Here is a 25,722-nt window from a genome sequence, read left to right as displayed (position 1 = left end):
TTCGAATCCATTCCTTGATCGCTGGGATACTGCTGCCATGCCTCGCGTGTTGCTGATCGAAGACGACCCCTCCGTACGGGAAGGGGTCGAGCTGGGGCTGCGGCGGCGCGGTCATGAGCTGCGGGCCGTCGAAACAGGTGAGGAGGGGCTCGCCGCGCTGGGCGATTTCCGCCCCGATCTGGTGCTCCTCGACCTGATGCTCCCCGGAATGAACGGGGTCCAGGTCTGCCGCCTGATACGGGAGACCAGCCAGCTGCCGATCATCATGCTCACGGCGCGCGGTGACGACTTCGACGTGGTCGTCGGGCTGGAGGCCGGCGCCGACGACTACATCGTCAAGCCCGCCCGTACCGAAGTGATAGAGGCCAGGATCCGCGCCGTACTGCGCAGGCTCGCCGAACCCGCGGGGCGCGGCGGCATCGAATTCCACGGCGAACTGGCCGTCGACCGCGCCGGGCTCTCCGTCGCCAAGGCGGGGCAGCGCATCCTGCTCGCTCCCTCGGAACTGAAGCTGCTGCTCCACCTCTCGGCCTCGCCCGAGCAGGTCTTCAGCAGGCAGCAACTCCTCGAATACGTCTGGGAGCACAGTTACCACGGAGACGCGCGCCTGGTCGACGCCTGTGTGCGGCGACTGAGGCAGAAGATCGAGGACGTGGCGGGCAGCCCGCGCTACATCCAGACCGTCCGCGGTTTCGGCTACCGCTTCGGACCGCTCGCATGAAGCTCTTCGCCGCGCGGTTCGGACTGCGGACCCGTCTCATAGGCGCCTTCCTCCTGGTCGCGGCGATCAGTGTCGTCACCACCGCGACCCTGACCTACCGGGAGGCCCGCTCCGCCATCCTCCAACAGGCGCAGGACACGGCCGTCGCCCAGTTCCGCGACCGGATCGCCGAACAGGCGGTGACCCTTCCGGCGGATGCGGAGCAGCTGCGGCGGACCTGCCAGACCCTCGCCGGGGAGGGCAAGCCGCACCCCTGGATCGTCTTCGCCGAGTACGGCAAGATCCGGGTCTCGTCCTCGAACCAGCCCACCTCCGGCGTGATCACGCCCGCACTGCGCAACGCCACCCGTGGAAATGCGCACGGCTCCTTCCAACGGGTCGTCAAGAACGGCGAACCCTGGCTGACCATCGGAATGCCCGCAGCCTTCGACCGGGGCGACGGACGCCAGCCCACCGGGCTCGTCCTCTACGCCGTGATGCGGCTCTCCACCGAGGAGGCCAATGTCAACGCCATGGTCACCGCGGCCCGCGACGGCGCCCTGCCCGCCCTCCTGATCGCGCTGGTGCCCGCCCTGCTCGCCGCCCGCAGCGTGCTGCGCCCGGTACGCGATCTGCGGCGGGCCGCCGCCGGCATCGGCCGGGGCGAGCTCGACACCCGTATCGAGGTCAAGGGCTCCGACGAACTCGCCGAACTCGCCCGGACGTTCAACGAGTCGTCGACAAAGCTCCAGGAGTCGGTGGAGGAGCTACAGCGGGCTGAGGCGCGGGCCAGACGCTTCGCCTCGGACGTCTCGCACGAGCTGCGCACCCCGCTCGCCGGGATGCTCGCCGTCACCGAGGTGCTCGACGAGGACGCCGCCCAGCTGAACGCCGACACCGCGGCGGCCGTCCGGCTGATCAGCGCCGAGACCGGGAAGCTCGCCACCCTCGTGGAGGATCTGATGGAGATCTCCCGCTTCGACGCGAAGGCAGCGGATCTTCACCTCGACGAGGTCGACGTCGCCGAGACGATCCGCAAGACCCTGCAGGGCAGGCACTGGGAGGACCGGGTCCGCACCGAACTGCCGGACGGGATACGGGCGATGCTCGATCCGCGCCGCTTCGACATCGTCGTCGCCAACCTGGTCGGCAACGCCCTGCGGCACGGTGCGCAGCCCGTCACCGTACGGCTGCGGACCGACAGGCGGGGCGCGGCCCACTGGCTGGTGACCGAAGTCGCGGACAACGGGCCGGGTATCGACCCCGCCGTGCTGCCGCATATCTTCGACCGGTTCTACAAGGCCGACGCGGCCCGCACCCGGTCGGCGGGCAGCGGACTCGGCCTGGCGATCACCCAGGAGAACGTACGGCTGCACGGCGGCACCGTGCGCGCGGCCAACGGGCCCGCGGGCGGCGCGGTCCTGACCGTGGAACTACCGCAGGAGGGGCAGTGAGACGCGTAAGCGCCTTCGGCGCCCTGCTGCCTCTCGTGCTGCTGGCGAACGGGTGCGGGATACAGGCGACGGATGTCGTCGAGGTCGGCGATCCGGCGACCGTGGATGTGGCGCCGGGGAGCCAGGGCACCCTGCTCTACTTCGTGTCCTCGTCGTCCGCGAACCGGCTGATGCCCGTCGTCAGGGCGGTCGAACTGACGCCGGAAGGAGATTCCTCGGGCACAGGGCACGTGTGGCGTGGCTCGGACAAGGCGGTCGCCATGCTCTTCGACGGCCCCACCCAGGCCGAGGCCGAGGCGGGCCTGCGTACCGAACTTCCGCACATTCGAGCCATGCTGAGTCTGACCCTGGAGCCGGACGGAGTGTTGGTCCGGGTGAACACCACCGTCACGGAACTCTCCGAGGTCGCCCGGCAGCAGCTGATCTGCACGGCCGCGCAGGCCCGCACCGCGGACCGGAAAGCGGCGGTGAAGGTGACCGGAACCGACGGTGTCATCGGGCCGGCGCGCTGCTCCGTCTAACTGTCGCCTTCCTGCCTCCGCGACAGAGGCTCGGCCCGTCGCCCGTCGCCCGTCGCCCGTCGCCCGGTGCGAGTTGCGCGGTGCCGGTACCGGGGTCTGCGCGGCCCGTGTCACATCGGCGACGAGTTCCACCACATCGGGCCCGTACGCCTGCGAGTTGACCACCTTCAGCAGCAGGCAGAAGGTGTTGTTGCCGTACTTGCGGGCCAGCTTCTCGTAATTGCGCGCCAGATAGCGGGAGGCCGCCTGGTTGGTGATCGCCTGCTGTCCGCAGAACAGAAGGACCGGCCGGGCGCCCTGACCGACCGTCAATCGCGTCAGCAGCACATGTTCGAACGACACCCTTCTCCGCCCGGTAATGCTCCGAACCGATCTGGAAGGCGCCCCGGTCGGGGCCCGGCTCCGGATCGGTGTTCACCTTCACGCCGGGCAGCAGCGAATGAAGATGGGCGGCCATCCGCCGGTTGGAGACCGGTCCGCCGACACAGAATTCGGTGCGCTCGCCGAAGCCCTGTTGCGCGATGTCGTGGGACAGGATCTGTGCGTGTGCCGAACAGTCCTTGATGAGCGCGGAGAGTTCGAGCAGGGCGAAGACGTCGTGGCGGTGGACGGCACCGTCGCCGCCCGCGTCGCGGTTGACGACGAGCAGGCACTCGGAGTTGCCCGGCAGCCAGAAGAACGCCCGCTTGCGGCGGAGCCTGCGGCGCCAGAGACAGGTGCGGGCGATCCAGCCCAGCGCGGCGCTGACACCCGCGGCTATCACGCCCAGCACGATGTTGCGTACGTCGTCAGTCATGGGCGGGCATGTCAGCGGGCGATCGGCCCCGGGTTCACGGAGGTCCTGACGAGGTGGGCGGGGCGGCGTTACCCTGCGGCGGACAATCCTTCACTGGAGGTGCCCATGCGACGTTCAGTCGCGCGGAATGTGTCGTTGCCGGTTGTTTTCGCCGCTGTCGTCACGGTTGTGGCAGCCGCCCCGTCCTCGTCTGCACCACCGACCGCACCACCGCCGAAGTCGCCTGTCGCGGTGGGTTACGGAGGGGCGGTCGCCAGCGTCGACGCGGATGCCTCGGCCGCGGGTATCGAGGTGCTCCGCAAGGGCGGCAACGCGGTGGACGCCGCGGTGGCGACCGCGGCGGCGCTCGGTGTCACCGAGCCCTACTCGTCAGGTCTCGGCGGTGGCGGCTACTTCGTCTATTACAACGCCAAGAAGCACACTGTGGAGACGATCGACGGCCGGGAGACCGCACCGCGCAGCGCGGACTCCTCGCTGTTCCTGGAGCACGGCAAGCCGCTCGCCTTCGCCGACGCGGTCACCAGTGGACTGAGCGTGGGCACTCCCGGTACCCCGGCCACGTGGGACACCGCGCTCGACACCTGGGGCAGCAAGTCGCTGCGGCAGGTGCTGAAGCCGGCCGAGCGGCTCGCCAGGGACGGTTTCGTCGTCGACAGTACGTTCCGCTCGCAGACCGAGGGGAATCAGGCCAGGTTCGCCGACTTCCCGGCGACGAGCAAGCTCTTCCTGCCGGGCGGTCAACTGCCGGTGGTCGGCTCGGTTTTCAAGAACCCCGATCTGGCGCGTACGTACGAACGGGTAGGCCGCAAGGGCATCGACGAGCTGTACAAGGGCGAGCTGGCCGACGACGTCGTACGGACCGTACGCAACCCGCCCGTGGACCCGAAGGCCACCCGGGTCGTGCGCCCCGGCGACCTCACAGCCAAGGACCTGCGGTCCTACCGGGCGCTGCGGCAGGCTCCGACGAAGGTCGGCTACCGCGGCCTCGACGTGTACGGCATGGCACCCTCCTCGTCCGGCGGTACGAGCGTCGGCGAAGCGCTCAACATCCTTGAATCCACGGACCTCTCGAAGGCGGGCGAGGCGCAGTATCTGCACCGCTACATCGAGGCGAGCCGGATCGCGTTCGCGGACCGCGGGCGATGGGTCGGCGACCCCGCGTTCGAGGACGTACCGACGCAGGGGCTCCTCAGTCAGCGGTTCGCCGACTCGCGGGAATGCCTGATCAAGGATGATGCGGTGCTCACCAGCCCGCTCGCGCCGGGAGACCCCGGCCACCCGGCCGACTGCAAGGCCGGTGGCCCGGCCGCCCCGACGACGTACGAGGGGGAGAACACCACACATCTGACGACGGCCGACAAGTGGGGCAATGTCGTCGCGTACACGCTGACGATCGAGCAGACCGGCGGCAGCGCCATCACCGTGCCGGGGCGCGGCTATCTGCTCAACAACGAGCTGACCGACTTCTCGTTCGCGCCCGCCAGTCCGGCGGTCCACGACCCGAATCTGCCGGGCCCGGGCAAGCGTCCGCGCTCGTCCATCTCGCCGACGATCGTGCTGAAGCACGGTGAGCCGGTGCTGGCCCTGGGCTCGCCGGGTGGCGCCACGATCATCACGACCGTGCTGCAGTCGCTCATCGGCAAGGTCGACCGGGGGCTGCCGCTGGTCGACGCCATCGCGGCGCCGCGCGCCAGCCAGCGCAACTCGGCGACGACGGAGCTCGAACCGGGGCTGTGGAACAGTCCCGTGCGGGCGGAACTGGAGTCGCTGGGGCATGTCTTCAAGCTGAACCCGGAGATCGGGGCGGCGACAGGTGTGCAGCGGCTGCCGGACGGACGGTGGCTGGCGGCTGCGGAGAAGGAGCGCCGGGGTGGGGGCTCGGCCGTGGTCGTGAAGCCGAGCGGGCGGCCATGACGATGCGTCAATAGATCTACGTGCAAGGCTGGTTCCTCGTGTGGTCTTCACGAGGAACCAGCCTTGCGGTCTTGACGGGGACATGACTTCAGGTCCATCTTGGCCGCGTCGGTAAGGAAAGTTTCCTATTGGAAGGGCACCCCCACTGTGCGTACTCGAACGCTCGCCCTCGCCGCTGCCTCCGGCGCCGCCCTGCTCGCGGCCACCACGTTGACGCCCGCCGCCCAGGCCCGCCCGGCCTCGGGTGCCGTCACCACTGCCGCCGCGACCCGGGCGGATTCAGGTGCCGCCGACCGGGCCGGCGTCAAGGAGGGCTCCGTCAGCGCGGCCGATCTGCTGGCCGAGGTCACCTCGTGTTCGCAGATCTCCAACGGCAAGTACCGTACGGACGAGGAGACTTCGGCGAATATACCGGTCTGCGGCAAGAACGGTGCCGTGTTCTGGAAAGCCGACATGGACATCGACTGCGACGGCCAGATCACCACCGCGTGCAACGCGAACACCGACCCGTGGTTCCAGGACGACACGGCGTTCCACACCTCCGGCGACCAGCCGCTGGACGCCGAGAAACTGCCGTACGTCGTCGTGCCGAGCAGCAGCAGCATCTGGAACTACGACAACGCGGGAATCAAGGGTGGTGGCGTCGTCGCCGTCATCTACAACAACAAGGTCGAGTACGCCGTCGTCGGCGACACCGGCCCCAACAAGATCATCGGCGAGGCCTCGTACGCCACCGCCAAGGCACTCGGCATCGACACCGACCCGGAGACCGGCGGCGCCGAATCCGGCGTCACCTACATCCTGTTCAAGAACTCCAGGGTGTCGCCGATCGAAAGCCACAGCGCCGCCGTCACCGCCGGTGAGGCCCTCGCCAAGCAGTTCATCCAGAACAACTAGACGAACGCGAAAGGATTTTGATCACAGCGCGGTCAGAATGCGCGGACCGTCGTCGGTGATCGCCACCGTGTGCTCGGCGTGCGCCGCCCGGCTGCCGTCGGACGTACGCAACGTCCAGCCGTCCCGGTCCGGATGGAAAGAGTCCTTGCCGCTGCCGATCAGCATCGGCTCGATCGCCAGCACCATTCCGTGCCGCAACGGCATCCCGCGACCCGGCCGTCCCTCGTTGGGGACGGCCGGGTCCTCGTGCATCGACCGGCCCACACCATGGCCGCCGAACCCCTCCGGAATGCCGTAACCGGCCCTGCGGCACACCGTGCCGATCGCATGCGCGATGTCGCCGATCCGATTGCCGACGACCGCCGCCGCGATCCCCGCCTCCAGCGCCGCGAACGCCGTGTCGATCAGCCGGGTGTCCGCCGGCCGGGCGCGCCCGACGGTGAAACTGATCGCCGAATCGCCCGCCCAGCCGCCGAGCGTCGCGCCCGCGTCGATGCTCACCAGATCGCCGTCGCGCAGCCGCTGGTCGGTCGGGATGCCGTGCACGATCGCGTCGTTGACCGATGCGCAGATCACGGCGGGAAACGGGGTGGGGGCGAAATGCGGCCGGTAGTTCAGGAACGGCGACCCGGCACCCGCCTCGCGGAGGACCCCGCGGGCCACCTCGTCGAGTTCGCGCAAAGAGACGCCGACCGCCGCTGCTTCCCGTACGGCCGTCAGCAGTTGCGCCACGACCCGGCCGGTCTCGCGCATCGCTTCGATGGATGTGTCTGTCTTGAGTTGCACCATGCCAATTACTATACCGGTTGCAGCGGTATTAGAATGACGGCATGGTACGAACGCCCCTGACCCCGGAAGAGCGCCGCCGCGGCGAACGCCTCGGAGCGCTGCTCCGCGAGGCGCGTGGCGGGCGCAGCATGGTCGAGATCGCGGCGAGCGCCGGAATCTCCGCCGAGACGCTGCGCAAGATCGAGACCGGCCGCGCCCCGACCCCCGCCTTCTTCACCGTCGCGGCGCTGGCCGGGGTGCTCGGACTCTCGATGGACGAACTGCTCACGCGCTGCGCCCCGGAGCCGGATGTGGTGCCGCTGGCCGGGTAGGGCCTGTCGGGCCCTGGGGCGCCGGATGGGCCCTGATCGGCCGGACAGGCCCTGGCGGCGGTGGCTCGGTCGTCGAACGAGTCCCTGCCCGGGGCGTGGGGGTTGGTCGGCGGCCGGTCCCGGCCAGGGCCTGGCGGCTCGGCCGGTGACCGCCGACCGGAGCCGCCGGTGGCGTGGTCGGCCGCGGAGATCGCCGATGCGGTGGTGGCGCTGGACCGGGCGGGGCGAGGGCCGCAGGCGCAGGCGTTGCCGGGTGCCTTCATCCGCGTACGGACCCCGCAGGACGCGGCCAGGGTCGCGGCGGGCGATCCGCACCAGCTGGTACCGCAGCTGCTGGCCGCAGCTCGTGCGGTGTCGCCGGCGCGGGAGTGGGATGCCGTCCATGCGCTGCGGGTCGCGGGCATCGTGGGTGCGCCCTGGCCAGGCTAGCGTCCCGGAGATCAGCCGGTGAGAGCGGAATGGCTGCCACATCCGGAGGACGGTCGGTTCCGGAACAGTCACGGCACTTCAGCTCCGTCGCTTCGCTCGCTGTGGTCGAGCCGCGTCCCCCCGATCTCGCCCGGTGACGGATAGAACCGCCGGGCCCAGCGCCGGAACGGGCCGATCGGCCCGTCACCGGGAGCGAGCCGGGGCGGCTGCTGGTACTGCTTGTGATTCCAGATCGGAAAGTCGGCGGCGGTGAACTCGCAACTGGAACGGAAGACGGCGCCGTCCAGCAGCCGGGCGGCGGTTCGGCTCACCACCCGTGCGAGCGGGGCCGGCAGCCGGGCCGGTTCCGTGAAGGCGATGCGGTTCCTCTGCCGGAACTGCATCCGGTTGGGCGCGATCGCCGTCGGCATCACCATCGTGCACATCCGAAGCCCGATCCGAGGCGTGTACACATCCGCGTGCAGGCAACCGAGTCCGTAGCCGTCCACCTCCACCTCGACGACGAAGTTACCCAGCAGCGGCGCCGACTCATGGGCCCGCATGGACACGTGGAACGCGGCATCGTCGTAGACGACAGGCCCGCCGATCTCGGCCTTGGCCCAGCCGTGCAGGGTGGCGAAATGCCCGAGGTCCACCGAGTTCTCGATGACTTCCTGAACATTGCCGGCCAGCTCCCAGGCGGCGCTACGGGCAGGCCGGTGGCCGATCTCGTGCCAGTCGGGGATGAACCAGTCCGGTGCCCGGCCGTCGTGATGCCGCCAGACGAAGACAGCACCGTTGACCTCGTGCACCGGCAGCTGCGTCAACGGCGACCTCGGCGGCTTTGTGTCGTATCCCGTGCGCACGCACCTGCCGTCGGGGCCGAACGCGAAGAAATGGAAGGGACATACGAGATCGTCCCCGTCGACCTTCGCCAGACCGAGATGGGCGCCGAGGTGCGGACAGTACGGACGGATGGCGCGGACCGCCCCGGTACCCAGCCTGTACAGCACCACGTCCTGCCCCGCCAAAGGCCGGGTGAGCACAGCGCCCGGCCGCAGCTCCTCGGAGAAGGCCAGCGCGGACCAGCCGCTCGGACAGGGCAGGGCAAGCGCCCCCGCAGCATCGGCCGGCGTCGGCCCCTCACTGATGGCGCGCCCGTACTCGCGTGACAGTCCCACCACTTCCCCTCTCAGGATCGGTCTCCCGGAGACTGCCCAGACCGCTCCGAGATCCTCCCGGCACGCCGCACATCACCCGAACGGGAAGGGAGATGAAAGGCGTTGACGGCGTACGTGATGGCACGGTCCACGTAGTCCGCTCGGTGACGCAGAGGGTCTCCGCTTACCGGTCCGCCGCGGAGTCGATAGCCTCCTGCACCACGTCCAGCAGTCGGGCCAGGCCGGGCAGGTCACCCCACTCCGCGGCGGAGTACTTCCACATGTGGCGCACACCCGGTGCTTCCGGCCGGCCATGGCAGATCTCCACGATCCTGGCCCCCTTGCGGTCCGGGCCCTTGACACAGAGATACATATGGCGCACGTGGAAGCGGACGGCGCTGCCGCCGAAGACCTCCAGCACGCGGCCGTCGAAGGAGTAGAGCTGTCTGCCGACCGTGGTTGTGATCTCGCTGTCCATGCCGCGACGTTAGCCGCGCCGGCGGCCGGCTGAGGGGGGCATGCCGCAAAATCCGTCCATCACCTCCGCGGATCGCAAGTAGTCTCCGCGCATGGCTGATGAGGTGGATGCCCGTGAACTTTACAAGGCTTTGTGTGACTACGACGGGGCGGACGCCCACGACGTGATCGTAGCGCCGTGGCTTGATCGGGCCCGGGGCGATTACCGTGCCTTGCTCGCGACTGCAGCTGGAGACGGGGCCTGGTGGTCCGGGGAGGGACCTCAGGGGAGCGAGTGCCTGCTGCAAGAGCTCTACGCTCTCAGCCGCGTCAGCGATCTGCTCCTCCTCGCCTTCCAGCCTCCTGCTGACGAGATGCCCGAGTGGCCGCGGGACAACAGGCACGATCCGCTGGACCAAGGGCCGGTGCACTCACAGCACGAGTACCTCGACTTGTTCAGCGCGCTGGGCATGACACCGTTCGACGACACCGTCTTCGACCCGTTCCTCCACGAAATCGTCGACGTCGAGCAAGCCGACGACCCGCACGCCCCGATTCGGATCACCCAGGTCGTCTGGCCGGGCCTGATGCTCGGACAGCTGCTCTTCAGCCGGGCCGGAGTCCGTATCCGCGCCGGAGCCAACCATGCGCAGCGCGGCGTGGCCGACCGGTCCCCGCTGTACTGGACGTACCTGCGACGCCACCGGCCGACAGTCGACCTGTCGCACGGCTGGGGTCACAATTCGCAGTGGGCCACCGATTTTCGCCTCGACTACCGGACGCCGGCATCCCGGCGACTCAATGCGGCGGGACGCGTCGACATCGACGGCTCCGAGGACCTCAGTCCGGATCACCCCAAGAACCTCAGCCCGGAGGAGAGGATGCTGACCCCCGGCGAGCGACGTGAATTACTGTGCCACCGCTGCCTTCTGCGGGTGCCCGAGGCTGCCGGCACATTGGCCGAAACGCCGGGGTGGCAGATGGATCTGGTTCCCTTCGACTGGCGGCTCCCCGGTTGGGAGCAGTGACGTCGGCGGAATCGCGCAGACCGGCGCGGCGAGCGGCCCCTCGTCGACAAGTTTTGCCAACAAGGCATTCGCTCTCCGAGCCGGAAAGCGAATGAACGTGTGGACCGCACGGGTGTGAAACGTGATCGACTCCGCCGGTTCACGGCGATGGTCTTGCCCCGCTGTGTGACGGGGCTTACGTTCTCTTCTACGCACGTGTCTACGGGCGTAGAAACGCGTAGAGGCTCTCTGACGCCGCGTCGAAGGAGCAGCTCATGTCCCAAGTCGTACGCGCCGCACTCGTCCAGGCAACCTGGACCGGCGACACCGAATCCATGATCGCCAAGCATGAGGAGCATGCGCGCGAGGCCGCCCGCCGGGGCGCGAAGATCATCGGCTTCCAGGAGGTGTTCAACGCCCCCTACTTCTGTCAGGTGCAGGAACCCGAGCACTACCGATGGGCCGAGGCCGTCCCGGACGGGCCGACCGTCCGGCGGATGCAGGAACTCGCCCGCGAGACCGGCATGGTGATCGTCGTGCCGGTCTTCGAGATCGAGCAGTCCGGCTTCTACTTCAACACCGCTGCCGTCATCGACGCCGACGGTTCTTATCTCGGCAAGTACCGCAAACATCACATCCCGCAGGTCAAGGGGTTCTGGGAGAAGTACTACTTCAAGCCCGGAAACGTCGGCTGGCCCGTCTTCGACACCGCCGTAGGCAAGGTCGGTGTCTATATCTGTTACGACCGGCACTTCCCGGAGGGCTGGCGTCAACTCGGCCTCAACGGGGCTCAGTTGGTGTACAACCCGTCCGCCACCTCGCGCGGCCTCTCCAGTCATCTCTGGCAGCTGGAACAGCCCGCGTCCGCCGTTGCCAACGAGTACTTCGTCGCCGCGATCAACCGCGTCGGCCAGGAGGAGTACGGCGACAACGACTTCTACGGAACCAGCTACTTCGTCGACCCGCGCGGCCAGTTCGTCGGTGAGGTCGCCAGCGACAAGGAGGAGGAACTCCTCGTCCGCGACCTCGACTTCGGGCTCATCGACGAGGTCCGCCAGCAATGGGCGTTCTACCGGGACCGCCGACCCGACGCGTACGAAGGACTGGTGGAGCCGTGAGCAGCCTGCACCAACGCCATCTCGCCGTCACCCCCGACTGGCTGGCGCTCTACTACAAGAACCCCGTGGAGATCACCCACGGTGAGGGCCGCCATGTCTGGGACGCCGACGGCAGGCGCTACCTCGACTTCTTCGGCGGCATCCTCACGACCATGACCGCGCACGCACTGCCCGAGGTGACCAAGGCGGTCAGCGAGCAGGCCGGGCGGATCATCCACTCCTCCACGCTCTACCTCAACCGGCCGATGGTCGAGCTGGCCGAACGCATCGCCACGCTCTCCGGCATCCCGGACGCCCGGGTCTTCTTCACCACCTCCGGTACCGAGGCCAACGACACTGCCCTGCTGCTCGCCACCACGTACCGCAGGTCGAACCAGATCCTCGCGATGCGCAACAGCTACCACGGCAGATCCTTCTCCGCGGTCTCCATCACCGGTAACAGCGCCTGGTCGCCCACGAATCTGTCGCCGCTGCAGACGCTGTACGTGCACGGCGGCGTGCGCACCCGGGGGCCGTACGCGCACCTCGGCGACGCGGAGTTCATCGCGGCCTGCGTCGCCGACCTGGAGGATCTGCTCGGCCACACCCGCGAGCCCGCCGCCCTGATCGCCGAACCCATCCAGGGCGTCGGCGGGTTCACCTCACCGCCGGACGGCCTGTACGCGGCCTTCCGCCGGGTCCTCGACCACCACGGCATCCTGTGGATCTCCGACGAGGTGCAGACCGGCTGGGGCCGCTCCGGCGAACACTTCTGGGGCTGGCAGGCGCACGGCGAGAACGGACCGCCGGACATCCTCACCTTCGCCAAGGGCATCGGCAACGGCATGTCGATCGGCGGTGTCGTGGCTCGCGCCGACGTCATGAACTGCCTCGACGCCAACTCCATTTCGACCTTCGGCGGCTCCCCGGTCACCATGGCGGCCGGCCTCGCCAACCTCTCCTACCTCCTCGAACACGATCTGCAGGGCAACGCCCGGCGAGTCGGCGGACTGCTGATCGAGCGGCTGCGTGCGATCGGCGCGGCCTCGGAGTGTGTACGGGAGGTACGCGGCCGGGGGCTGATGATCGGCATCGAGCTGGTGAAGCCCGGCACCGACGAGGCGAACCCGGAGGCGGCCGCCGCCGTACTCGAAGCAGCCAGGGAGGGCGGCCTGCTCATCGGCAAGGGCGGCGGCCACAACACCAGCGTGCTGCGGATCGCACCGCCGCTCTCGCTGACTATCCCGGAGGCGGAGGAGGGCGCGGAGATCCTGGCCGAGGCTCTTCGATCGGTGGAATGAGAAGCGACGGATGAGCGACGGGGGTGTGGGCGGCGGCCGGTACGCGGCTGTGTAGCGACTCGCGCGGCACCGAGCTGGTCCCGCTCGATGAGGACGCCGTACGGGCCGCGGCCCGCCGCGCCCGCGACGAGGGCTTCGACGCCATCGCCGTCGCGCTGCTGTTCTCCTACGTCAACCCCGCCCATGAACTGCGGGCCGGCGAGATCCTCGCCGAGGAGCTCGGCGACGACGTGATGATCGTGCTCTCCCACCAGGTGGCGCGCGAATGGCGTGAGTACGAACGCACCTCGTCCGCCGTCCTGGAGGCGTACACCGGTCCGGTCGTGCGCCGCTACCTCGGCCGGATCGAGGACCGCTTCGCCGCACACGGGCTGACCGTTCCCGTACAGGTCATGCAGTCCTCCGGCGGCGTCGTCAACGCCTCCTTCGCCCGCCGCCACCCCCTCCAGACCCTGCTGTCCGGACCGATCGGCGGCACCATGGGCGGCGTCGCGGCCTCCGCGCTGCTGGGCAGGCCGAACGCGATCTGCGTCGACATGGGCGGCACCTCCTTCGACGTGTCGCTCGTGCTCGGCGAACGGCCCAATGTCTCCAACGAGGGCACAGCCGACGGCTTTCCCGTCCTCATGCCGCTCGTCGACCTGCACACCATCGGTGCGGGCGGCGGCTCCATCGCCTACGCCGAGGCGGGCGGACTGCGCGTCGGCCCCGAATCGGCGGGTGCGGTACCCGGACCCGCCTGCTACGGGCGCGGCGGCACCCAGGCCACCGTCACCGACGCCAACACCGTCCTCGGCCGCGTCGACCCCGACTGGTTCGCCGGCGGGCACATGACCCTGGACACCGAAGCGGCCCACCGCGCCGTCGCGGAACTCGCCGGCGTCCTCGGCCTCGACCCCATCGAGCTGGCCGGCGGCATCTGAGACGTCGCCAACGCCAAGATGGCCCAGGCGATCCGTACCCTCACCGTCGAACACGGCCTGGAGCCGCGTGAGTTCGTGCTTCTTGCCTTCGGTGGCGCCGGACCCATGCATGCCGTGGAGATCGCCCGCGAACTCGGCATCGAGGAGGTCGTCGTACCGCGCTTCCCCGGCGCTTTCTCCGCCTGGGGCATGCTCGGCACCGAGGTCCGCCGCGACCTCACGCTCCAGTTCTTCACCCCGGGCGCCGACCTCGACGGCGCGGCCATGGCGGACGCCCTCGCCGGATTGCGGGCCGAGGGCTTCGAGGCCCTCGCCGAACAGGGCGTACCGGCGGCCGGGCACCGTATCGAGCACGCCGTCGACATGCGGTACGAAGGACAGGACTACACCCTGACCGTGCCGCTGTCCGGCCCCGCCGAGCCCGCCGCCGAAGGTTTCCTCACCTCGGTCGCCGAACGCTTCGCCCGGCTCCACGAACGCCGCTACGGCCACGCGACCCCCGAGGCGCCCGTCGAGTTCGTCACCCTGCGCACCACCGCGCTCGGCGGACTCCCCGAACTCGCCGCCGTCCCGTACGCCGCAGCACCGGGCGAAGCCCCCGAAGTCCCCGTCAAGCCGGTCGTCTTCGGTGGCGCCGCGCACGACACCGCGGTGCTGCGCCGTGAACACCTCGCCCCCGGGCGGCACATCCCCGGCCCCGCCGTCATCGTCGAGGCCACCTCCACCACCGTCGTCCCGCCGGACGCCACGGTCACCGTGGACGACAACGGATTCCTCGTCATCAAGCTCGGAGGCGTCGCATGACCAGTACGGCCCAGGCCGCCATCGACCCGACCACCCCGGTCGCCGTCGACCCCATCACCACGGAGATCATCCGCTGCGCGCTGCTCCAGGCAGCCGAGGACATGAACACCACCCTGATCCGGTCCTCGTACACCCCGACCATCTACGAGGCCAAGGACTGCGCCGTCGCGCTCCTGGACCGCGACCACCATGTCCTCGGCCAGTCCTCCGGCCTGCCCATCTTCCTGGGCAACCTGGAGGAGTGCACCCGCGCCACGGAGCAGATGTACGGCGCCGGGGTCTGGCGGCCCGGCGACGTCCGGGTGCTCAACGACTCCTACATCGGCGGCACGCATCTCAACGACGTCACCGTCTACGCGCCGATCTTCGTCGACGCCGAACTCGTCGGCTTCGCTGCCTCCGGAGCGCACTGGATCGACATGGGATCCAAGGATCCGGGCGGTTCCATGGACTCCACGACGATCCATCAGGAGGGCTTGCGCATGGGCCCGTTGAAGATCTAAGAGAACGGAGAACCGTGCGTACTCGTCCATGATCTGATCTCGCTTCCCGCACCCCACCCTCGGCGACATGCGCGCCCAGGTCGCCTGCGCCCGCACCGGTGCGCGACGGCTCGCGGAGATCGTGGGACGGTGGGGCATGGAGACCGTGCTCGCCGCCCGTGACGCGATCTTCGCCCAGACCGAACGGCTGGAGCGCCAGGAGATCGCCGCGATCCCCGACGGTGTCTACGAGGCCACGGGGCATCTCGACAACGACGGCATCGACCTCGGCACACCGCTGCATGTCACCGTCCGCGTCACCATCGACGGCGACCGCATGACGATGGATGTCACCGACTGCGCAGACCAGGCCACCGGACCCGTCAACTGCGGTGCCGCGCAGACCGTCGCGGCCTGCAGGGTCGGCTACAAGCTGCTCGTCAGCGGCGAAGTCCCGCTGAACGGCGGCTCGTTCAAGCCGCTCGACGTACTGACCCGGCCCGGCACCATGCTCGCCGCCGTCGAACCGGCCGCCTGCCAGTACTACTACTCGCACCTCGGTCTGGTCATCGACCTGGTCGTCAAGGCGCTCGCCCCGGCCGTCCCGGACCGCGCCGCGGCGGCAAGCTACGGCGACTCGATGATCGTCCAGTTCACCGGCACCGACCCGCGCAGCGGAAAGCTCTTCGTCTCCCAGGAGGCGACGGTCGGCGGCTGGGGCGCCTGGGAGGCCTCCGACGGCGAGTCCTGCCTGATCAACAATGTCAACGGCTCGCTGCGCGACATGCCGGTCGAGGTACTGGAGACCCTCTTCCCGGTGCGCGTCGAGGAGTACGCGCTGCGCCCCGACTCCGCCGGTGCGGGCCGTACGCGCGGGGGCAACGGTGTGGTGCGCCAGTACCGGTTCGCCGCCGACCAGCAGCTCTCCCTGTGGTGGGAGCGGTCGGTCACCCCGGCCTGGGGCGTCTTCGGCGGTACGGCCGGTGCACCGCCGCAGGTGACACTCAACCCGGGTCGTGACGGTGAGCGTTCACTGCTGAAGGTCAACGCGCTGACCGTGCGCGAGGGTGATGTGCTGCGCTGCGAGAGCGGTGGCGGCGGCGGATTCGGCCCGGTGGGGGAGCGGTCCGCCGAGGCGGTGGCCGAGGACGTGCGGCAAGGGCTGCTGACGGCGGGGCATGCGGCGGCCGTCTACGGAGCCTGACGGACGGATCTCCGTCTCGGCCGCATCCCTGCCGCTGCGCGAGGCCGGCACGGGCCAGGTGGGGGAGCCGGCGTGCCGCGGCGCGCCGGTGTTCCGAGGGCCGCAGCGCCGACGCGACCCACCCGGCGACTCATCTGCGCCGCGCAGCCCTGCTCGCCCGGCCTCCGGTATCCGCCACCGTGCTCGCGGACGCGGACGCGGAGAGGCGACGGACGACCGACGGCGAGCCGGCCGAGGCCCGGGAGCGGCCGGCGCGCGAGATCCTGCGCAGCAGCCGGTAACCCCGCAGGCACGGCGGCCGGTGAGCCGCTCAGTGCTCGCCGTCCCCGGACAGCAGTACCCGGCACGCCAGATGGAGCGCCAGTCGTTGTGACGCATCGTCAGGATCGAAGCCCAGTGCGCGGATACGCTCCAGCCGGGCCGCCACCGTGTTGCGGTGCACCCCGAGCACCTCGGCCGCCGCCGTCGGCGCCGCGCCCGCGTCGAGGACGACCGCCAGCGTACGCAGCAGGGTGCCGTCCCGGTCCGCCTCGATCAGTGGGGCGAGCACCACCTCCGCAGGGCCGCGCAGCAAGTCCGTCGGTACGGCGGACAGGAGCTGGGCCGCGCCCATCCGGTCCCCGCGCACCACGCTGCCCGGATCCCCGGCGGCCGCGACCCCGGCCGCCGCGCACGCGTCGGCGAGGACCGGGCCGAGGGCGGACAACGAGGACGCCGTGCCCGCCACGCCGCCCGCGACCGGCACATAGGCGGCCAGGGCACAGAGGGCGTCGGACAGATGCCGGCCCGCGTCGTCGAGCGGGTCCGTGCCGTCCGCCGGGGTCACCGACTGCCAGGCCACCCAGCAACCCTTGTACGCGACCAGCGGCCCTCCCGGACCCGCCGCCGCCCACACCGCGCGCAGCGCAGGGCCGGGGTCCGGCCCTGCCCGGCCCGCTACGGGGCGCAGCGCGTACGCGACGAGCGGGCCACGGGCCGGCCAGCCCAGCGCCGCCGCCTCGGCACGCTCGTCCTCACCCGGCCCCGCCCCGGGCCCGTCGTCGCCCGTAGCCCCGGCATCCGCCTCCAGTAGCCGGTGCAGCAGCAACTCCGCGCGGTGGCCGGTCCGTTCGTCGTCCAGGCGGCGCACCGCGCACCACGCCGTGAGCGGAGCGACCGCGAGGCGGAGCACATCCCGGACCGTCTCTCCCCACCCCGCGACGCGCGAGCCCGACCGGGCCAGCAGGACGCCCAACGAGCCGCCGTCGCCGTCCGGGACCTCCACCCGGACGGTGAGCGCACCGCCCTCCGCCGAGAGCGCGGCCCGTCGGCCCGCCAGCACCTCACCGGTCGGCCCGGTCAGCGCCACCGCCGTGGACGGCAGTACCGCGTGCAGCGCGGACAGTACCCGCCCGGCGTGCGGTCCGGCGTCGGCGAGCGCCCGGGCCGCCTGTGCCACCAGTGCGGTCCGCCCGGCGTCCGGGCGGGCGACGGCTGAGGCGATCCGGACGGCGGCGTCCAGCGCGTCCTCGTCGATCACCAGCAGCGGCACCCCGAGCCGGTCGGCGAGCGCCCCCACCGAACCCGGCCGGCCCGCCGACTCGGTGACCACGACACAGGCCGCTGCGTGCTCCCACGCCTTGCGCAGCGCCATCTCCACGGTCCAGCCCGCGGCGGCCACCCGGCCGGTCAGTACGACCGCCGTGTGCGGTTCGAGGGTGTCGAGCGCCGTCGTACGGTCCACGATGCGCACCGACCGCACCTCGGTGTCCCGGCCGCTCGCCCCGGACATCCGGACTTCGGCGAGCCGTCCCTGCTGGACGAGTTCCGCGACGGTGAGCGCGCCCTCGCGGACCACGCGGCCGGATGGTCGGTTCACCATGAGTCCTCCTGTGCGCCGTGCGGATCGACCGCGCCCGCATGGGCCAGCCGACGGCCCTCGGGTGTGTGCCAGGCGGGCGCGGCGGGGATGACCACCACTTCGACCTCCACGCCCGGCACCGCCCGTTCCACGTCCAGCACGCGCCGGTCGGCGGAGGCGGACAGGATCAGGATCTGGTCCGGGGCCGCGGCGACCGGCGCCCCGTCAGCCAGCGCCAGCAGCACCTCGTTGTGCGCCTCCAGACGGAAGTGGCGGCCGAGCCCCTCCGTCTCGGCGACCAGCACACTCGTCGGGCGCGACGGCAGCGCGGGCCACGGGGATGCCTCGGGGCCGGCGAGCCGGCTGTACGGTTCCGGCGCCCCGTAGCCGTACTCGTCCGCCGGGTGCTCCACCGCCGTGATCCGGCCCCGGCACAGCCGCCGCAGCGACCAGGGTGCGAACAGATCGCGGGGCGCCGCCGTGCCCGCGCGGATCGCCCTGCTCACCGTGCCCGGCACCACACAACCGGCCAGGACCTCGCCCGGCATCGCGTAGCAGACGGCCACCGCCCAGCCGCCCGCCGCCGGAACCAGCGGCCGCACCAGGTCCTCCACGCGTCCGCCCGCGGACTCCACCACGACCACATCGCCCGAAGGGGTCGCCAGCGCGAGCGGTGCCGCGGCCACCCCGGCCAGGGTGAACGTCGACTGTTCCAGCAGCGGTAGCACCCGCCCGCAGCCGTCGCCGTCGACCAGCGGAAGCCCGCAGTCCGCCGCGGCGGCCACCGAGAGCAGGGCGTTCTCCGCAGCCGTGTTCAGCGCGACGACCGCGTCCGCCCGGGCGCCGAGCAGCCGTTCCAGGGCGCGCATCGCCCGTACCGTCTCCGCACCCGTCGGCAGCTGCTCGGCCAGGGCCGCCGATGAGCCGACCAGGGTGACGGTCACACAGAGCCGCAGCCCGCTCAGCAGACCCGACAGCACCCGGGTGACGAGCAGGACCGTGAAGTTCGGCGAGAAGGCACTGGCCAGCGCGATCACTCCGTACGCGGACAGGCTCCACAAACACATCGCGCGCCGGCCGATCCGGTCCGAGACCGGACCCCAGACCAGTGCACCCGGGATCATGCCGAGCGCGACGGCGGAGAGAACCCAGCCGATCCGGCCCGCGTCGATGGAGAACGCGTCACCGAGATCGCCGGAGACATAGACGAGGGCGAGCTGTTCCCACGACTCGATGACGAAGGCCATGAACACCGGCCGGGCCCCGGAGTCACCGACCGGGGCCCGTCCGCAGCCCCGGTGGCCGGTGGGGCGGGTGAGGTCCAGGGTGCGGACCGGGTCGAGCTCGCCGTAGTACGGGAGGTGCTGGTAGCGCACATCGGTGACGGTCAGCACGGCCTCGGCGACATCCCGCGGCACGGTGGCCTTGAAGCGCACCGAGCCGTCCTTCTTCGTCGTACCGGTCAGCTTGCGCACCCTGCCGCCGGCCGTCAGCTCGGCCGTGACCTTCGCGCCCTTCACGGGCTTGCCCTGCGCGGTCATCTGCGGGATCGGGCTCCAGATGCCGACGACCAGGGTGGACGTGGCCGGGTCGGCGGTCTCCAGCCGGGTCGCGTAGTCCGGGTACTGGCCGTAGTCGGGGGCAGTGAAGTTGTTGTCCTTCACGTTGTGCTTGTCGGGCCAGACGCCTGTGGCGACGGACGACCAGCCGGCACCGGAGACGGTCGGGGCCATCGGGTTGGCGTACAGGTTGCCTCGTGCGGTCAGGCCCTTGGCCATCAGCTGCTCGATGTGCGGTACGTCGGCGCGCGAGAAGGCGTCGAAGGTGGCGCCGTCGATACCGATGACCAGGGTCTTGGCCTGCTTGGTACCGGACGGCAGACCGGCGTACGGGGCAGCGGCCGCTGCCCCGGACTCCTGGGCGTGGGCGGCCGTGGTGGCGAGCGGCAGTGCGAAGGCGGCGACGGTGGCGGCGGCCAGCACCGTACGCGCGGAGCGCGACAGGGACACGTGATCCTCCCGGACCTGTCAGTGGACACCGGACATCGGGGGCGTCCGGTGATGCGTCCGAGGCTCGCCGTCGGTGGTGATCGGATCACGCCGCGTAAGGGACGAGTGCATGAACCGTACCCAGCATTTGGACCGGACCTGTCATCGTTTCGTTATCTTCCGGCGTCGCTATCATCGGCCGATGAACTACCGGCGCCTCCTCTATTTCCTCGCCGTCGTCGAGGCCGGGACCATCACTTCAGCCGCTGCCACCCTCCATGTCGCCCAGCCGGGACTGAGCCGTCAGCTCAAGACGCTGGAGCGCGAGGTCCGGATGACGCTCTTCGAGCCGCGCGGCAACCGGCTGGTGCTGACCGCCTCCGGACGCGCCTTCGTCCCCCTTGCCCGTCGGGTCATCGCGGAGACCCGCCAGATGGAGGCCGCGGTCGAGGGGCTCCGCTCCGGGCGGGTCGCGCAGCTGACGGTCGCCGCGACTGCGGCAACCATCCGGGGCTTCCTCGCGCCGTTCATCGCCACGACGGGCCCGGACGATCCGCCGCTGATCACCCGGCAGGCCGGCCACTTCGCGCTCAACGACGAACTCCTGGACGAGGCGGACTTCATCGTGTCCCCGACGCCGATGGTCGAGGGCTTCGAGACCGTCGACCTCGGCGGCACCGGGCTGAAGGCGCATGTCGCCCCCGGCCACCCCTGGGCCGAGGAGGGCCGCACGGAGATCGGCCTCGCCGAGATCTGCGGCGACCGGCTGTTCGCCCACTCGCGCTCGAGCGTCAGTCGCGCCGTGCTCGACAACGCGCTCGGCGCGGCACATCTCGCACCCGAGCGGCTCACCGAATGCGAGGACGGCCCGACCGTGGAGGCACTCGCGGTGGCAGGGCACGGGATCGGGGTCAGTACGGATCTGCCGCGGTACGGGGCGCATGCGCTGTGGATCACGGCGGAAGGGGCCGGGCGCAGGGAGGTGCTTCAGGTACCGCTCCATGTGGCCTGGCTGCCGGGGCACTTCGCGGCCGACACCATTCGCGCGACGGCGGTGCGGCTGCGGGACTTTCTCGTGGGACAGGGGGACGTGGTGATCCCGGCGCCCCCGCGGCCCTGACGGTTCCGCGGCAGCGACAGCGCACGCGTGCCGAGGCGTGCTGATACGCGACGGCTACGGCGTGACGCGGTCGAACTTCACCCAGCCGCCGTGGTTCTCGTCGTCCGTGCCCCAGACGGCCCGCCCACCGGGCAGGAACGCGATCGCTTCGATCTTGCGGTCGTCCTGCTTGGTGAAACGGCGGAGCGGGGTGAGCTCGTCGGCCGTTCTCAGCCGCAGCACGGCGTCGTGCGCGCCGTTCACGGTGAGCCGTCCGGCGTCGTAGACCGCGGAGCTGAACGGTCCGTCGTCCACATTGGGATCCGACGCCGACGACACCAGGACGGTCCCGTCCGCCAGGACCTTCAGGTCACTGATGTGCCGCACCTCGTCCTCGTTCGGATACGGTACGGCGAACTCCTGCCGAGTGGTGGGGGAGCCGAAGCCGAGACCGCGTGCGCCGATGGTCGCCGACGCCGCGCGTACGACGGCCTTCCGTTCGCCGCTGCCCCGGGTGGCCCACACCGCGAAGACCTTGCCCGACTCGTCGCGGTGCAGTGCGAAGCTCTCGTAGTTGTCGCCGTCTTGCCTGCCCGGCACGGTGACGGGACCGGCCTGAACGGTCGCGCGACCGTTCGCCACAACGATGTGGTACGCGTCGCCGTTGCTAGCCAGGGCGATGTAGTGGCCGACGAGGCCGGGCACCGCGTCGAGCGCCTCCAGATCCTTCGGCAGTACGCCGAGCCAGGGCAGTTCGGTGGTGATGGGTGCCCTGCCGGGCCTCAGCCGCACGGTGGCCACCCGGCTCTCGCGGTCCGCCTTGTTGTCCCGCACGATGACGGCATCGGCCCCGTCGGGGTCCACGGGTGCGCCCTCGGCCAGCGCCATGCCGCTCACGCCGCCCTGGATGCCGGTCCCGACCCGCTTCCATCCGTCCGACGGCCCGGTCGCTTGGGCCCCGAGGGCCGCCGTGGCGATCGAGGCGCAGGCCACTGCCGAGACGATGAATCCGTTTCTGATCATGGGCCGAAGATAGGCCGCAGGTCCCAACGAAGGCCCGGACCGGTCCCGTGACGCCCGGGAGGTTCCCTCGCCCGGGGGCACGACACGGGTCTCCCGGCTTCATACCCGATGGTTATGGTCAAGCTGCCATTTGTGTATTGGACGGCATGGTTGATGGCTTCCGATACTGACGGGACCCGCCGAGCGCATCCGTATCCGCAGCCGCGCCGCACCTCCCGTCCCCTCCTCGAAGGACCCGTCAGTGACCGTCACGTCACCCGCTTCCGCACGCCCCGGCGCCGAGCGCCCCCGTAGCCGCTCGGCCGCTCCCCGCTCCGCCGGTCACGCCATCGTCGAGTCCCTTGCCCTGCACGGGGTCCGGCGCGTCTTCGCCGTCCCCGGCGAGAGCTACCTCGACCTCCTCGACGGACTGCACGACTCCGACATCACCACCGTCGTCTGCCGCCACGAGGGCGGCGCCGCCTACATGGCGGAGGCGCATGGAAAGCTCACCGGTGAGCCCGGCGTCGCCATGGTCACCCGCGGCCCCGGCGCCGCCAACGCCTATGTGGCCGTCCACGCCGCCTGGCAGGACGCCACACCGCTCGTTCTGTTCGTCGGCCTGATCCCGAGTGACCACCGCGACCGCGAGGCCTTCCAGGACTTCGACCCGCGCGCCTGGTTCGGTACGCAGGCCAAGCGGGTCCTCCTCCTCGACCAGCCGGAGCGCGCCTCCGAACTGGTCGCCGAGGCCTTCTTCGCCGCCCGTTCGGGCCGTCCCGGGCCGGTCGTCGTCGGGCTGCCCGAGGACATCATCACCCGCCCCGCACCGCCGGAGCTCCACCCGGTCGTCCCGGTGACGGACGGCGGCGTCGCCCCCGCCGAACTCGACGCGCTGCGTGAGCTGTTCGTCCGCGCCGAACGTCCGCTCATCCTCACCGGCGGCCCCCGCTGGACCCCTCGCGCCGCCGCCCGGCTCACCGCCTTCGCCGAGCGCCACCGCATTCCGGTCGCCCAGGACTGGCGGGCCTCCGACCGGGTGCCCTTCGACTCACCGGTCAACACAGGCCAGTTGGGATACGGCCGACTCGACTCGCTGGCCCGCCGGGTGGAGGAGGCCGACCTGCTGCTCTGTATCGGCGGCGTACTGACCGACGTGCCCAGCGACGGCTACACGCTGCGCCAGTCCCCGTCGTCCACCACCGTCGTCGCCAACATCGACGCCACCCTGCGCGGTCGCAGCGGCGCCCTCACCCGGCAGATACTCGCAGCCCCCGACACCTTCACCGAAGCCCTGGCCGGCCTCGACCTGACCGGTCACCCCGACTGGACGCAGTGGACCGCCGGGGCCCGCGAGGAGCAGGCGCGGCACGCCGCGCTGCCCGCCGAGGCCCGCACCGGCGCCGGGCTCCCGGCGACCGCACCGGGCACCGCCCACATGACGAGCGTCGTCGCCGAACTCGTCGAACGGCTCCCCGGCGACGCCGTCTACACCTTCGGCGCCGGCAACCACTGCATCTGGGCCCAGCGTTATCTGCCGACCCGGGTCTTCCCAAGTCAGCTCAGCATGCGCAACGGCTCCATGGGCTACAGCGTCCCGGCCGCCCTCGCCGCCTCGCTGGAGAGCCCCGGCCGGCTGACCGTCGCCATCGCGGGCGACGGCGAGTTCCTGATGAATGGTCAGGAGATCGCCACGGCAGTGCAGTACGGTGCGGCCTTTCTCGTGATCCTGATGGACAACCGGCAGTACGGAACGATCCGCGAGCACCAGGAACGCCACTATCCGGGCCGGATCAGCGGCACCCAGCTGGCCAACCCCGACTTCGCCGCCTACGCGCGTGCCTTCGGCGCCCACGGCGAGACCGTCACCGCCGACGACCAGGCGGCCGGGGCCGTCGAGCGTGCGCTCAAGGCCGTGACGGGCGAGCGCAGGCCCGCCGTCATCCACGTCGTCGTCGACCAGAACATCCCCCTGCCGTAAGGGAGTACACGCCATGACCACCACTCAGTACGCCATCGTCGACCCGGCCACCGGAGCAACGGTCCGGCACTATCCACAGGCCACCGACGTATCGATCGCCCAGGCCCTGGCCGCCTCCGCCGCCGCGCAGACCGACTGGCGCGGGCGCCCCGTCGAGGACCGGGCCGCCCTGCTGCACCGCGTCGCCGATCTGCACGCCGAACGCAGGGACGACCTGGCCGCCCTGATCACTCAGGAGATGGGCAAGCCCGTCACACAGGCCGGGATCGAGATCGACATCGTCGTGTCGATCTACCGCTACTACGCCGACAACGGCGCCGCCTTCCTGGCCGACGAGGAGCTGGCCGTCGTCGCGGGCGGCACCGCCGTCGTCCGCAAGGAGGCGGTCGGGCCGCTCCTGGGAATCATGCCGTGGAACTACCCCTACTACCAGGTCGCCCGGTTCGCGGCGCCCAATCTGATGCTGGGCAACACGATCCTGCTCAAGCACGCCCCCCAGTGTCCCGCGTCCGCGCTCGCCATGGAGCAGATCTTCCGTGACGCGGGCCTGCCCGAGGGCGCCTACATCAACCTCTTCGCCTCCGACGAGCAGGTGGCCGACGTCATCGCGGACCCGCGGGTGCAGGGCGTCTCGCTGACCGGCTCCGAGCGGGCGGGGGCCGCGGTCGCCGAGATCGCCGGAAGGCACCTGAAGAAGGTCGTACTGGAGCTCGGCGGCTCCGACCCCTTCCTCGTGCTCGGCGGCGCCGACCTGACCCGCGCCGTCCAGCAGGCCTTCGTCGGCCGGTTCGGCAACGCGGGCCAGGCCTGCAACGCCGCCAAACGCATCATCGTCCTCGACGAGCAGTACGACGCGTTCGTCGAGCAGTTCACCGCCGAGGTACGGGCGGTCGAGCCCGGCGACCCCACCGACCCCGCCACCTTCCTGGGCCCGCTCTCCTCCGTCGCCGCCGCCGAGGGGCTCGCCGCCCAGGTCGACGACGCGGTGGCACACGGCGCGACGGTCCTCACCGGAGGCCGCCGCATCGACCGCCCCGGCGCCTGGTACGAGCCGACGGTCCTCACCGGGGTGACCGACCGGATGCGCGCCTTCCACGAGGAACTGTTCGGCCCCGTCGCCCTCATCCACCGAGTGGCCGACGAGGAAGAGGCGATCGCGCTCGCCAACAACAGCCCGTACGGCCTCGGCGCGGTCGTCCAGGGCGACGACGAGGAGCACGTACTGCGAGTCGCCGACCGCCTGGAAGCCGGGATGGTGTACATCAACGACGCCCCCGGCACCGCCGCCGAGCTCCCCTTCGGAGGGATCAAGCGGTCCGGGATCGGCCGTGAACTCGGCAGGTACGGCATGGACGAGTTCGTCAACAAGAAGCTGATTCGCGTCAAGCGCTAGCCGGGGCCCCTCGAACGTCACCTGTCGCCCGGACGTCAACCGCCACCGCCGTCCGATACCTGCCCGTTTGCCATCGGCGGCGCACGTATACAACGCGGGGGGGGGGGGGGGGGGCCGCGGGGGGGGGGGGGGGGAGGGGAGGGGTTTGGGGGGGGGGGGGGGGGGGGGGGGGGGGAAGAAAAAAACGTCCCCGAG

21 protein-coding genes and 3 pseudogenes are annotated in these 25,722 nt (G+C 70.7%); 17 read left to right on the top strand and 7 right to left on the bottom strand.

The features are described 5' to 3' along the window. Positions 1 to 37: 37 nt before the first annotated feature. From ACZ7IB_RS38750 to ACZ7IB_RS38740, 3 genes are read left to right on the top strand one after another with little or no spacing between them, the layout of a single operon-like run. Complete coding sequence (locus ACZ7IB_RS38750; protein ID WP_470919206.1) at positions 38 to 721, top strand: response regulator; 684 nt, start codon at positions 38 to 40, stop codon at positions 719 to 721. Further along, positions 718 to 2,154 carry an ATP-binding protein gene (locus ACZ7IB_RS38745; protein WP_470919204.1) on the top strand — a complete coding sequence of 479 codons (1,437 nt, stop codon included), beginning with the start codon at positions 718 to 720 and terminating at the stop codon, positions 2,152 to 2,154. The genes ACZ7IB_RS38750 and ACZ7IB_RS38745 overlap by 4 nt, the downstream gene beginning before the upstream one ends. Beyond that, positions 2,151 to 2,675 (top strand): hypothetical protein, encoded by a 525-nt coding sequence (locus ACZ7IB_RS38740; protein WP_470919230.1) that lies wholly within the window; start codon positions 2,151 to 2,153, stop codon positions 2,673 to 2,675. Before ACZ7IB_RS38745 ends, ACZ7IB_RS38740 begins: the two co-directional genes overlap by 4 nt. A 57-nt stretch (positions 2,676 to 2,732) precedes the next feature. Here ACZ7IB_RS38740 and ACZ7IB_RS38735 read toward each other — a convergent pair. Continuing rightward, positions 2,733 to 3,471, bottom strand: a pseudogene (locus ACZ7IB_RS38735) (hypothetical protein); the annotation flags it as partial. Positions 3,472 to 3,576: 105 nt separating this feature from the next. On the opposite strand from ACZ7IB_RS38735, the gene ggt reads away from it, so the two are divergent. Further along, positions 3,577 to 5,385, top strand: coding sequence for a gamma-glutamyltransferase (ggt, locus tag ACZ7IB_RS38730; RefSeq protein WP_470919203.1), 1,809 nt, complete (start codon positions 3,577 to 3,579; stop codon positions 5,383 to 5,385). A gap of 147 nt (positions 5,386 to 5,532) precedes the next feature. After that, positions 5,533 to 6,282: a glycoside hydrolase family 75 protein gene (locus ACZ7IB_RS38725; protein ID WP_470919202.1), complete on the top strand. Its 750-nt coding sequence runs from the start codon at positions 5,533 to 5,535 to the stop codon at positions 6,280 to 6,282. Between the two features lie 21 nt (positions 6,283 to 6,303). Here ACZ7IB_RS38725 and map read toward each other — a convergent pair whose 3' ends face one another. Next, the gene (map, locus tag ACZ7IB_RS38720) at positions 6,304 to 7,071 is read right to left on the bottom strand and encodes a type I methionyl aminopeptidase (RefSeq protein ID WP_470919200.1); all 768 of its coding nucleotides are present in this window, start codon (positions 7,069 to 7,071) and stop codon (positions 6,304 to 6,306) included. A gap of 41 nt (positions 7,072 to 7,112) precedes the next feature. Here map and ACZ7IB_RS38715 point away from each other — a divergent pair, with 41 nt between their 5' ends. Together ACZ7IB_RS38715 and ACZ7IB_RS38710 are read left to right on the top strand one after the other, a co-directional pair. Beyond that, on the top strand, positions 7,113 to 7,382 hold the full coding sequence (locus ACZ7IB_RS38715; RefSeq protein ID WP_470919199.1) for a helix-turn-helix domain-containing protein: 270 nt from the start codon (positions 7,113 to 7,115) through the stop codon (positions 7,380 to 7,382). 168 nt (positions 7,383 to 7,550) lie between these two features. Continuing rightward, positions 7,551 to 7,811, top strand: a pseudogene (locus tag ACZ7IB_RS38710) (hypothetical protein); the annotation flags it as partial. Between the two features lie 68 nt (positions 7,812 to 7,879). Here ACZ7IB_RS38710 and ACZ7IB_RS38705 read toward each other — a convergent pair. Next, the gene (locus ACZ7IB_RS38705; RefSeq protein ID WP_470919197.1) at positions 7,880 to 8,971 is read right to left on the bottom strand and encodes a Rieske 2Fe-2S domain-containing protein; all 1,092 of its coding nucleotides are present in this window, start codon (positions 8,969 to 8,971) and stop codon (positions 7,880 to 7,882) included. 163 nt (positions 8,972 to 9,134) lie between these two features. Then, positions 9,135 to 9,428 carry a hypothetical protein gene (locus ACZ7IB_RS38700; RefSeq protein ID WP_470919196.1) on the bottom strand — a complete coding sequence of 98 codons (294 nt, stop codon included), beginning with the start codon at positions 9,426 to 9,428 and terminating at the stop codon, positions 9,135 to 9,137. Between the two features lie 91 nt (positions 9,429 to 9,519). Between ACZ7IB_RS38700 and ACZ7IB_RS38695 the strand changes: the two genes are divergently transcribed. The 7 genes and pseudogenes from ACZ7IB_RS38695 to ACZ7IB_RS38665 all read left to right on the top strand — a co-directional run bounded on the left by ACZ7IB_RS38695 (position 9,520) and on the right by ACZ7IB_RS38665 (position 16,224). Further along, positions 9,520 to 10,434, top strand: coding sequence for a hypothetical protein (locus ACZ7IB_RS38695; RefSeq protein WP_470919195.1), 915 nt, complete (start codon positions 9,520 to 9,522; stop codon positions 10,432 to 10,434). A gap of 254 nt (positions 10,435 to 10,688) precedes the next feature. Continuing rightward, complete coding sequence (locus tag ACZ7IB_RS38690; RefSeq protein WP_470919193.1) at positions 10,689 to 11,531, top strand: nitrilase-related carbon-nitrogen hydrolase; 843 nt, start codon at positions 10,689 to 10,691, stop codon at positions 11,529 to 11,531. Then, a complete protein-coding gene (locus ACZ7IB_RS38685; RefSeq protein ID WP_470919191.1) occupies positions 11,528 to 12,811 on the top strand; it encodes an aspartate aminotransferase family protein in 1,284 nt (427 codons plus the stop codon). The genes ACZ7IB_RS38690 and ACZ7IB_RS38685 overlap by 4 nt, the downstream gene beginning before the upstream one ends. A gap of 23 nt (positions 12,812 to 12,834) precedes the next feature. Then, positions 12,835 to 13,935: pseudogene (locus ACZ7IB_RS38680) on the top strand (hydantoinase/oxoprolinase family protein); the annotation flags it as partial. Next, positions 13,924 to 14,538, top strand: a complete 615-nt coding sequence (locus tag ACZ7IB_RS38675; protein WP_470919229.1) for a hypothetical protein — start codon at positions 13,924 to 13,926, stop codon at positions 14,536 to 14,538. The pseudogene ACZ7IB_RS38680 and the gene ACZ7IB_RS38675, both read left to right, overlap by 12 nt. Next, complete coding sequence (locus tag ACZ7IB_RS38670; protein WP_470919190.1) at positions 14,535 to 15,041, top strand: hydantoinase B/oxoprolinase family protein; 507 nt, start codon at positions 14,535 to 14,537, stop codon at positions 15,039 to 15,041. Before ACZ7IB_RS38675 ends, ACZ7IB_RS38670 begins: the two co-directional genes overlap by 4 nt. Positions 15,042 to 15,108: 67 nt before the next feature. After that, positions 15,109 to 16,224 (top strand): hydantoinase B/oxoprolinase family protein, encoded by a 1,116-nt coding sequence (locus tag ACZ7IB_RS38665; RefSeq protein WP_470919188.1) that lies wholly within the window; start codon positions 15,109 to 15,111, stop codon positions 16,222 to 16,224. Positions 16,225 to 16,534: 310 nt separating this feature from the next. Here ACZ7IB_RS38665 and ACZ7IB_RS38660 read toward each other — a convergent pair whose 3' ends face one another. Both ACZ7IB_RS38660 and ACZ7IB_RS38655 read right to left on the bottom strand, forming a co-directional pair. Then, positions 16,535 to 18,085, bottom strand: a complete 1,551-nt coding sequence (locus tag ACZ7IB_RS38660) for a helix-turn-helix domain-containing protein (protein WP_470919187.1) — start codon at positions 18,083 to 18,085, stop codon at positions 16,535 to 16,537. Next, positions 18,079 to 20,073, bottom strand: a complete 1,995-nt coding sequence (locus ACZ7IB_RS38655) for an S-methyl thiohydantoin desulfurase domain-containing protein (RefSeq protein ID WP_470919186.1) — start codon at positions 20,071 to 20,073, stop codon at positions 18,079 to 18,081. Before ACZ7IB_RS38655 ends, ACZ7IB_RS38660 begins: the two co-directional genes overlap by 7 nt. 181 nt (positions 20,074 to 20,254) lie before the next feature. Here ACZ7IB_RS38655 and ACZ7IB_RS38650 point away from each other — a divergent pair, with 181 nt between their 5' ends. Continuing rightward, positions 20,255 to 21,172: a LysR family transcriptional regulator gene (locus tag ACZ7IB_RS38650; protein ID WP_470919184.1), complete on the top strand. Its 918-nt coding sequence runs from the start codon at positions 20,255 to 20,257 to the stop codon at positions 21,170 to 21,172. Between the two features lie 54 nt (positions 21,173 to 21,226). Here the strand turns inward: ACZ7IB_RS38650 and ACZ7IB_RS38645 are convergent, their stop codons facing one another. After that, positions 21,227 to 22,174 carry a hypothetical protein gene (locus ACZ7IB_RS38645; RefSeq protein ID WP_470919182.1) on the bottom strand — a complete coding sequence of 316 codons (948 nt, stop codon included), beginning with the start codon at positions 22,172 to 22,174 and terminating at the stop codon, positions 21,227 to 21,229. Positions 22,175 to 22,415: 241 nt separating this feature from the next. Between ACZ7IB_RS38645 and ACZ7IB_RS38640 the strand changes: the two genes are divergently transcribed. Together ACZ7IB_RS38640 and ACZ7IB_RS38635 are read left to right on the top strand one after the other, a co-directional pair. Next, positions 22,416 to 24,134 (top strand): thiamine pyrophosphate-dependent enzyme, encoded by a 1,719-nt coding sequence (locus ACZ7IB_RS38640; protein WP_470919181.1) that lies wholly within the window; start codon positions 22,416 to 22,418, stop codon positions 24,132 to 24,134. A 13-nt stretch (positions 24,135 to 24,147) separates the two neighbouring features. Beyond that, positions 24,148 to 25,527: an NAD-dependent succinate-semialdehyde dehydrogenase gene (locus ACZ7IB_RS38635; RefSeq protein WP_470919180.1), complete on the top strand. Its 1,380-nt coding sequence runs from the start codon at positions 24,148 to 24,150 to the stop codon at positions 25,525 to 25,527. The last annotated feature ends 195 nt before the right edge of the window (positions 25,528 to 25,722 follow it).

It is taken from the genome of Streptomyces sp. NPDC037301, assembly GCF_055602785.1.
Note: the sequence above shows the minus strand (reverse complement) of the source record. Positions and strands in the feature narration are given on the sequence as shown.

Excerpts from the sequence above, each read along its gene's own strand:
- ACZ7IB_RS38750 (WP_470919206.1), top strand. The coding sequence starts at position 38 with ATGCCTCGCGTGTTGCTGATCGAAGACGACCCCTCCGTACGGGAAGGG.
- ACZ7IB_RS38745 (WP_470919204.1), top strand. The coding sequence starts at position 718 with ATGAAGCTCTTCGCCGCGCGGTTCGGACTGCGGACCCGTCTCATAGGC.
- ggt (WP_470919203.1), top strand. The coding sequence starts at position 3,577 with ATGCGACGTTCAGTCGCGCGGAATGTGTCGTTGCCGGTTGTTTTCGCC.
- map (WP_470919200.1), bottom strand. The coding sequence starts at position 7,071 with ATGGTGCAACTCAAGACAGACACATCCATCGAAGCGATGCGCGAGACC.
- ACZ7IB_RS38715 (WP_470919199.1), top strand. The coding sequence starts at position 7,113 with ATGGTACGAACGCCCCTGACCCCGGAAGAGCGCCGCCGCGGCGAACGC.
- ACZ7IB_RS38700 (WP_470919196.1), bottom strand. The coding sequence starts at position 9,428 with ATGGACAGCGAGATCACAACCACGGTCGGCAGACAGCTCTACTCCTTC.
- ACZ7IB_RS38695 (WP_470919195.1), top strand. The coding sequence starts at position 9,520 with ATGGCTGATGAGGTGGATGCCCGTGAACTTTACAAGGCTTTGTGTGAC.
- ACZ7IB_RS38690 (WP_470919193.1), top strand. The coding sequence starts at position 10,689 with ATGTCCCAAGTCGTACGCGCCGCACTCGTCCAGGCAACCTGGACCGGC.
- ACZ7IB_RS38675 (WP_470919229.1), top strand. The coding sequence starts at position 13,924 with ATGCTCGGCACCGAGGTCCGCCGCGACCTCACGCTCCAGTTCTTCACC.
- ACZ7IB_RS38670 (WP_470919190.1), top strand. The coding sequence starts at position 14,535 with ATGACCAGTACGGCCCAGGCCGCCATCGACCCGACCACCCCGGTCGCC.
- ACZ7IB_RS38665 (WP_470919188.1), top strand. The coding sequence starts at position 15,109 with ATGCGCGCCCAGGTCGCCTGCGCCCGCACCGGTGCGCGACGGCTCGCG.
- ACZ7IB_RS38660 (WP_470919187.1), bottom strand. The coding sequence starts at position 18,085 with ATGGTGAACCGACCATCCGGCCGCGTGGTCCGCGAGGGCGCGCTCACC.
- ACZ7IB_RS38650 (WP_470919184.1), top strand. The coding sequence starts at position 20,255 with ATGAACTACCGGCGCCTCCTCTATTTCCTCGCCGTCGTCGAGGCCGGG.
- ACZ7IB_RS38645 (WP_470919182.1), bottom strand. The coding sequence starts at position 22,174 with ATGATCAGAAACGGATTCATCGTCTCGGCAGTGGCCTGCGCCTCGATC.
- ACZ7IB_RS38635 (WP_470919180.1), top strand. The coding sequence starts at position 24,148 with ATGACCACCACTCAGTACGCCATCGTCGACCCGGCCACCGGAGCAACG.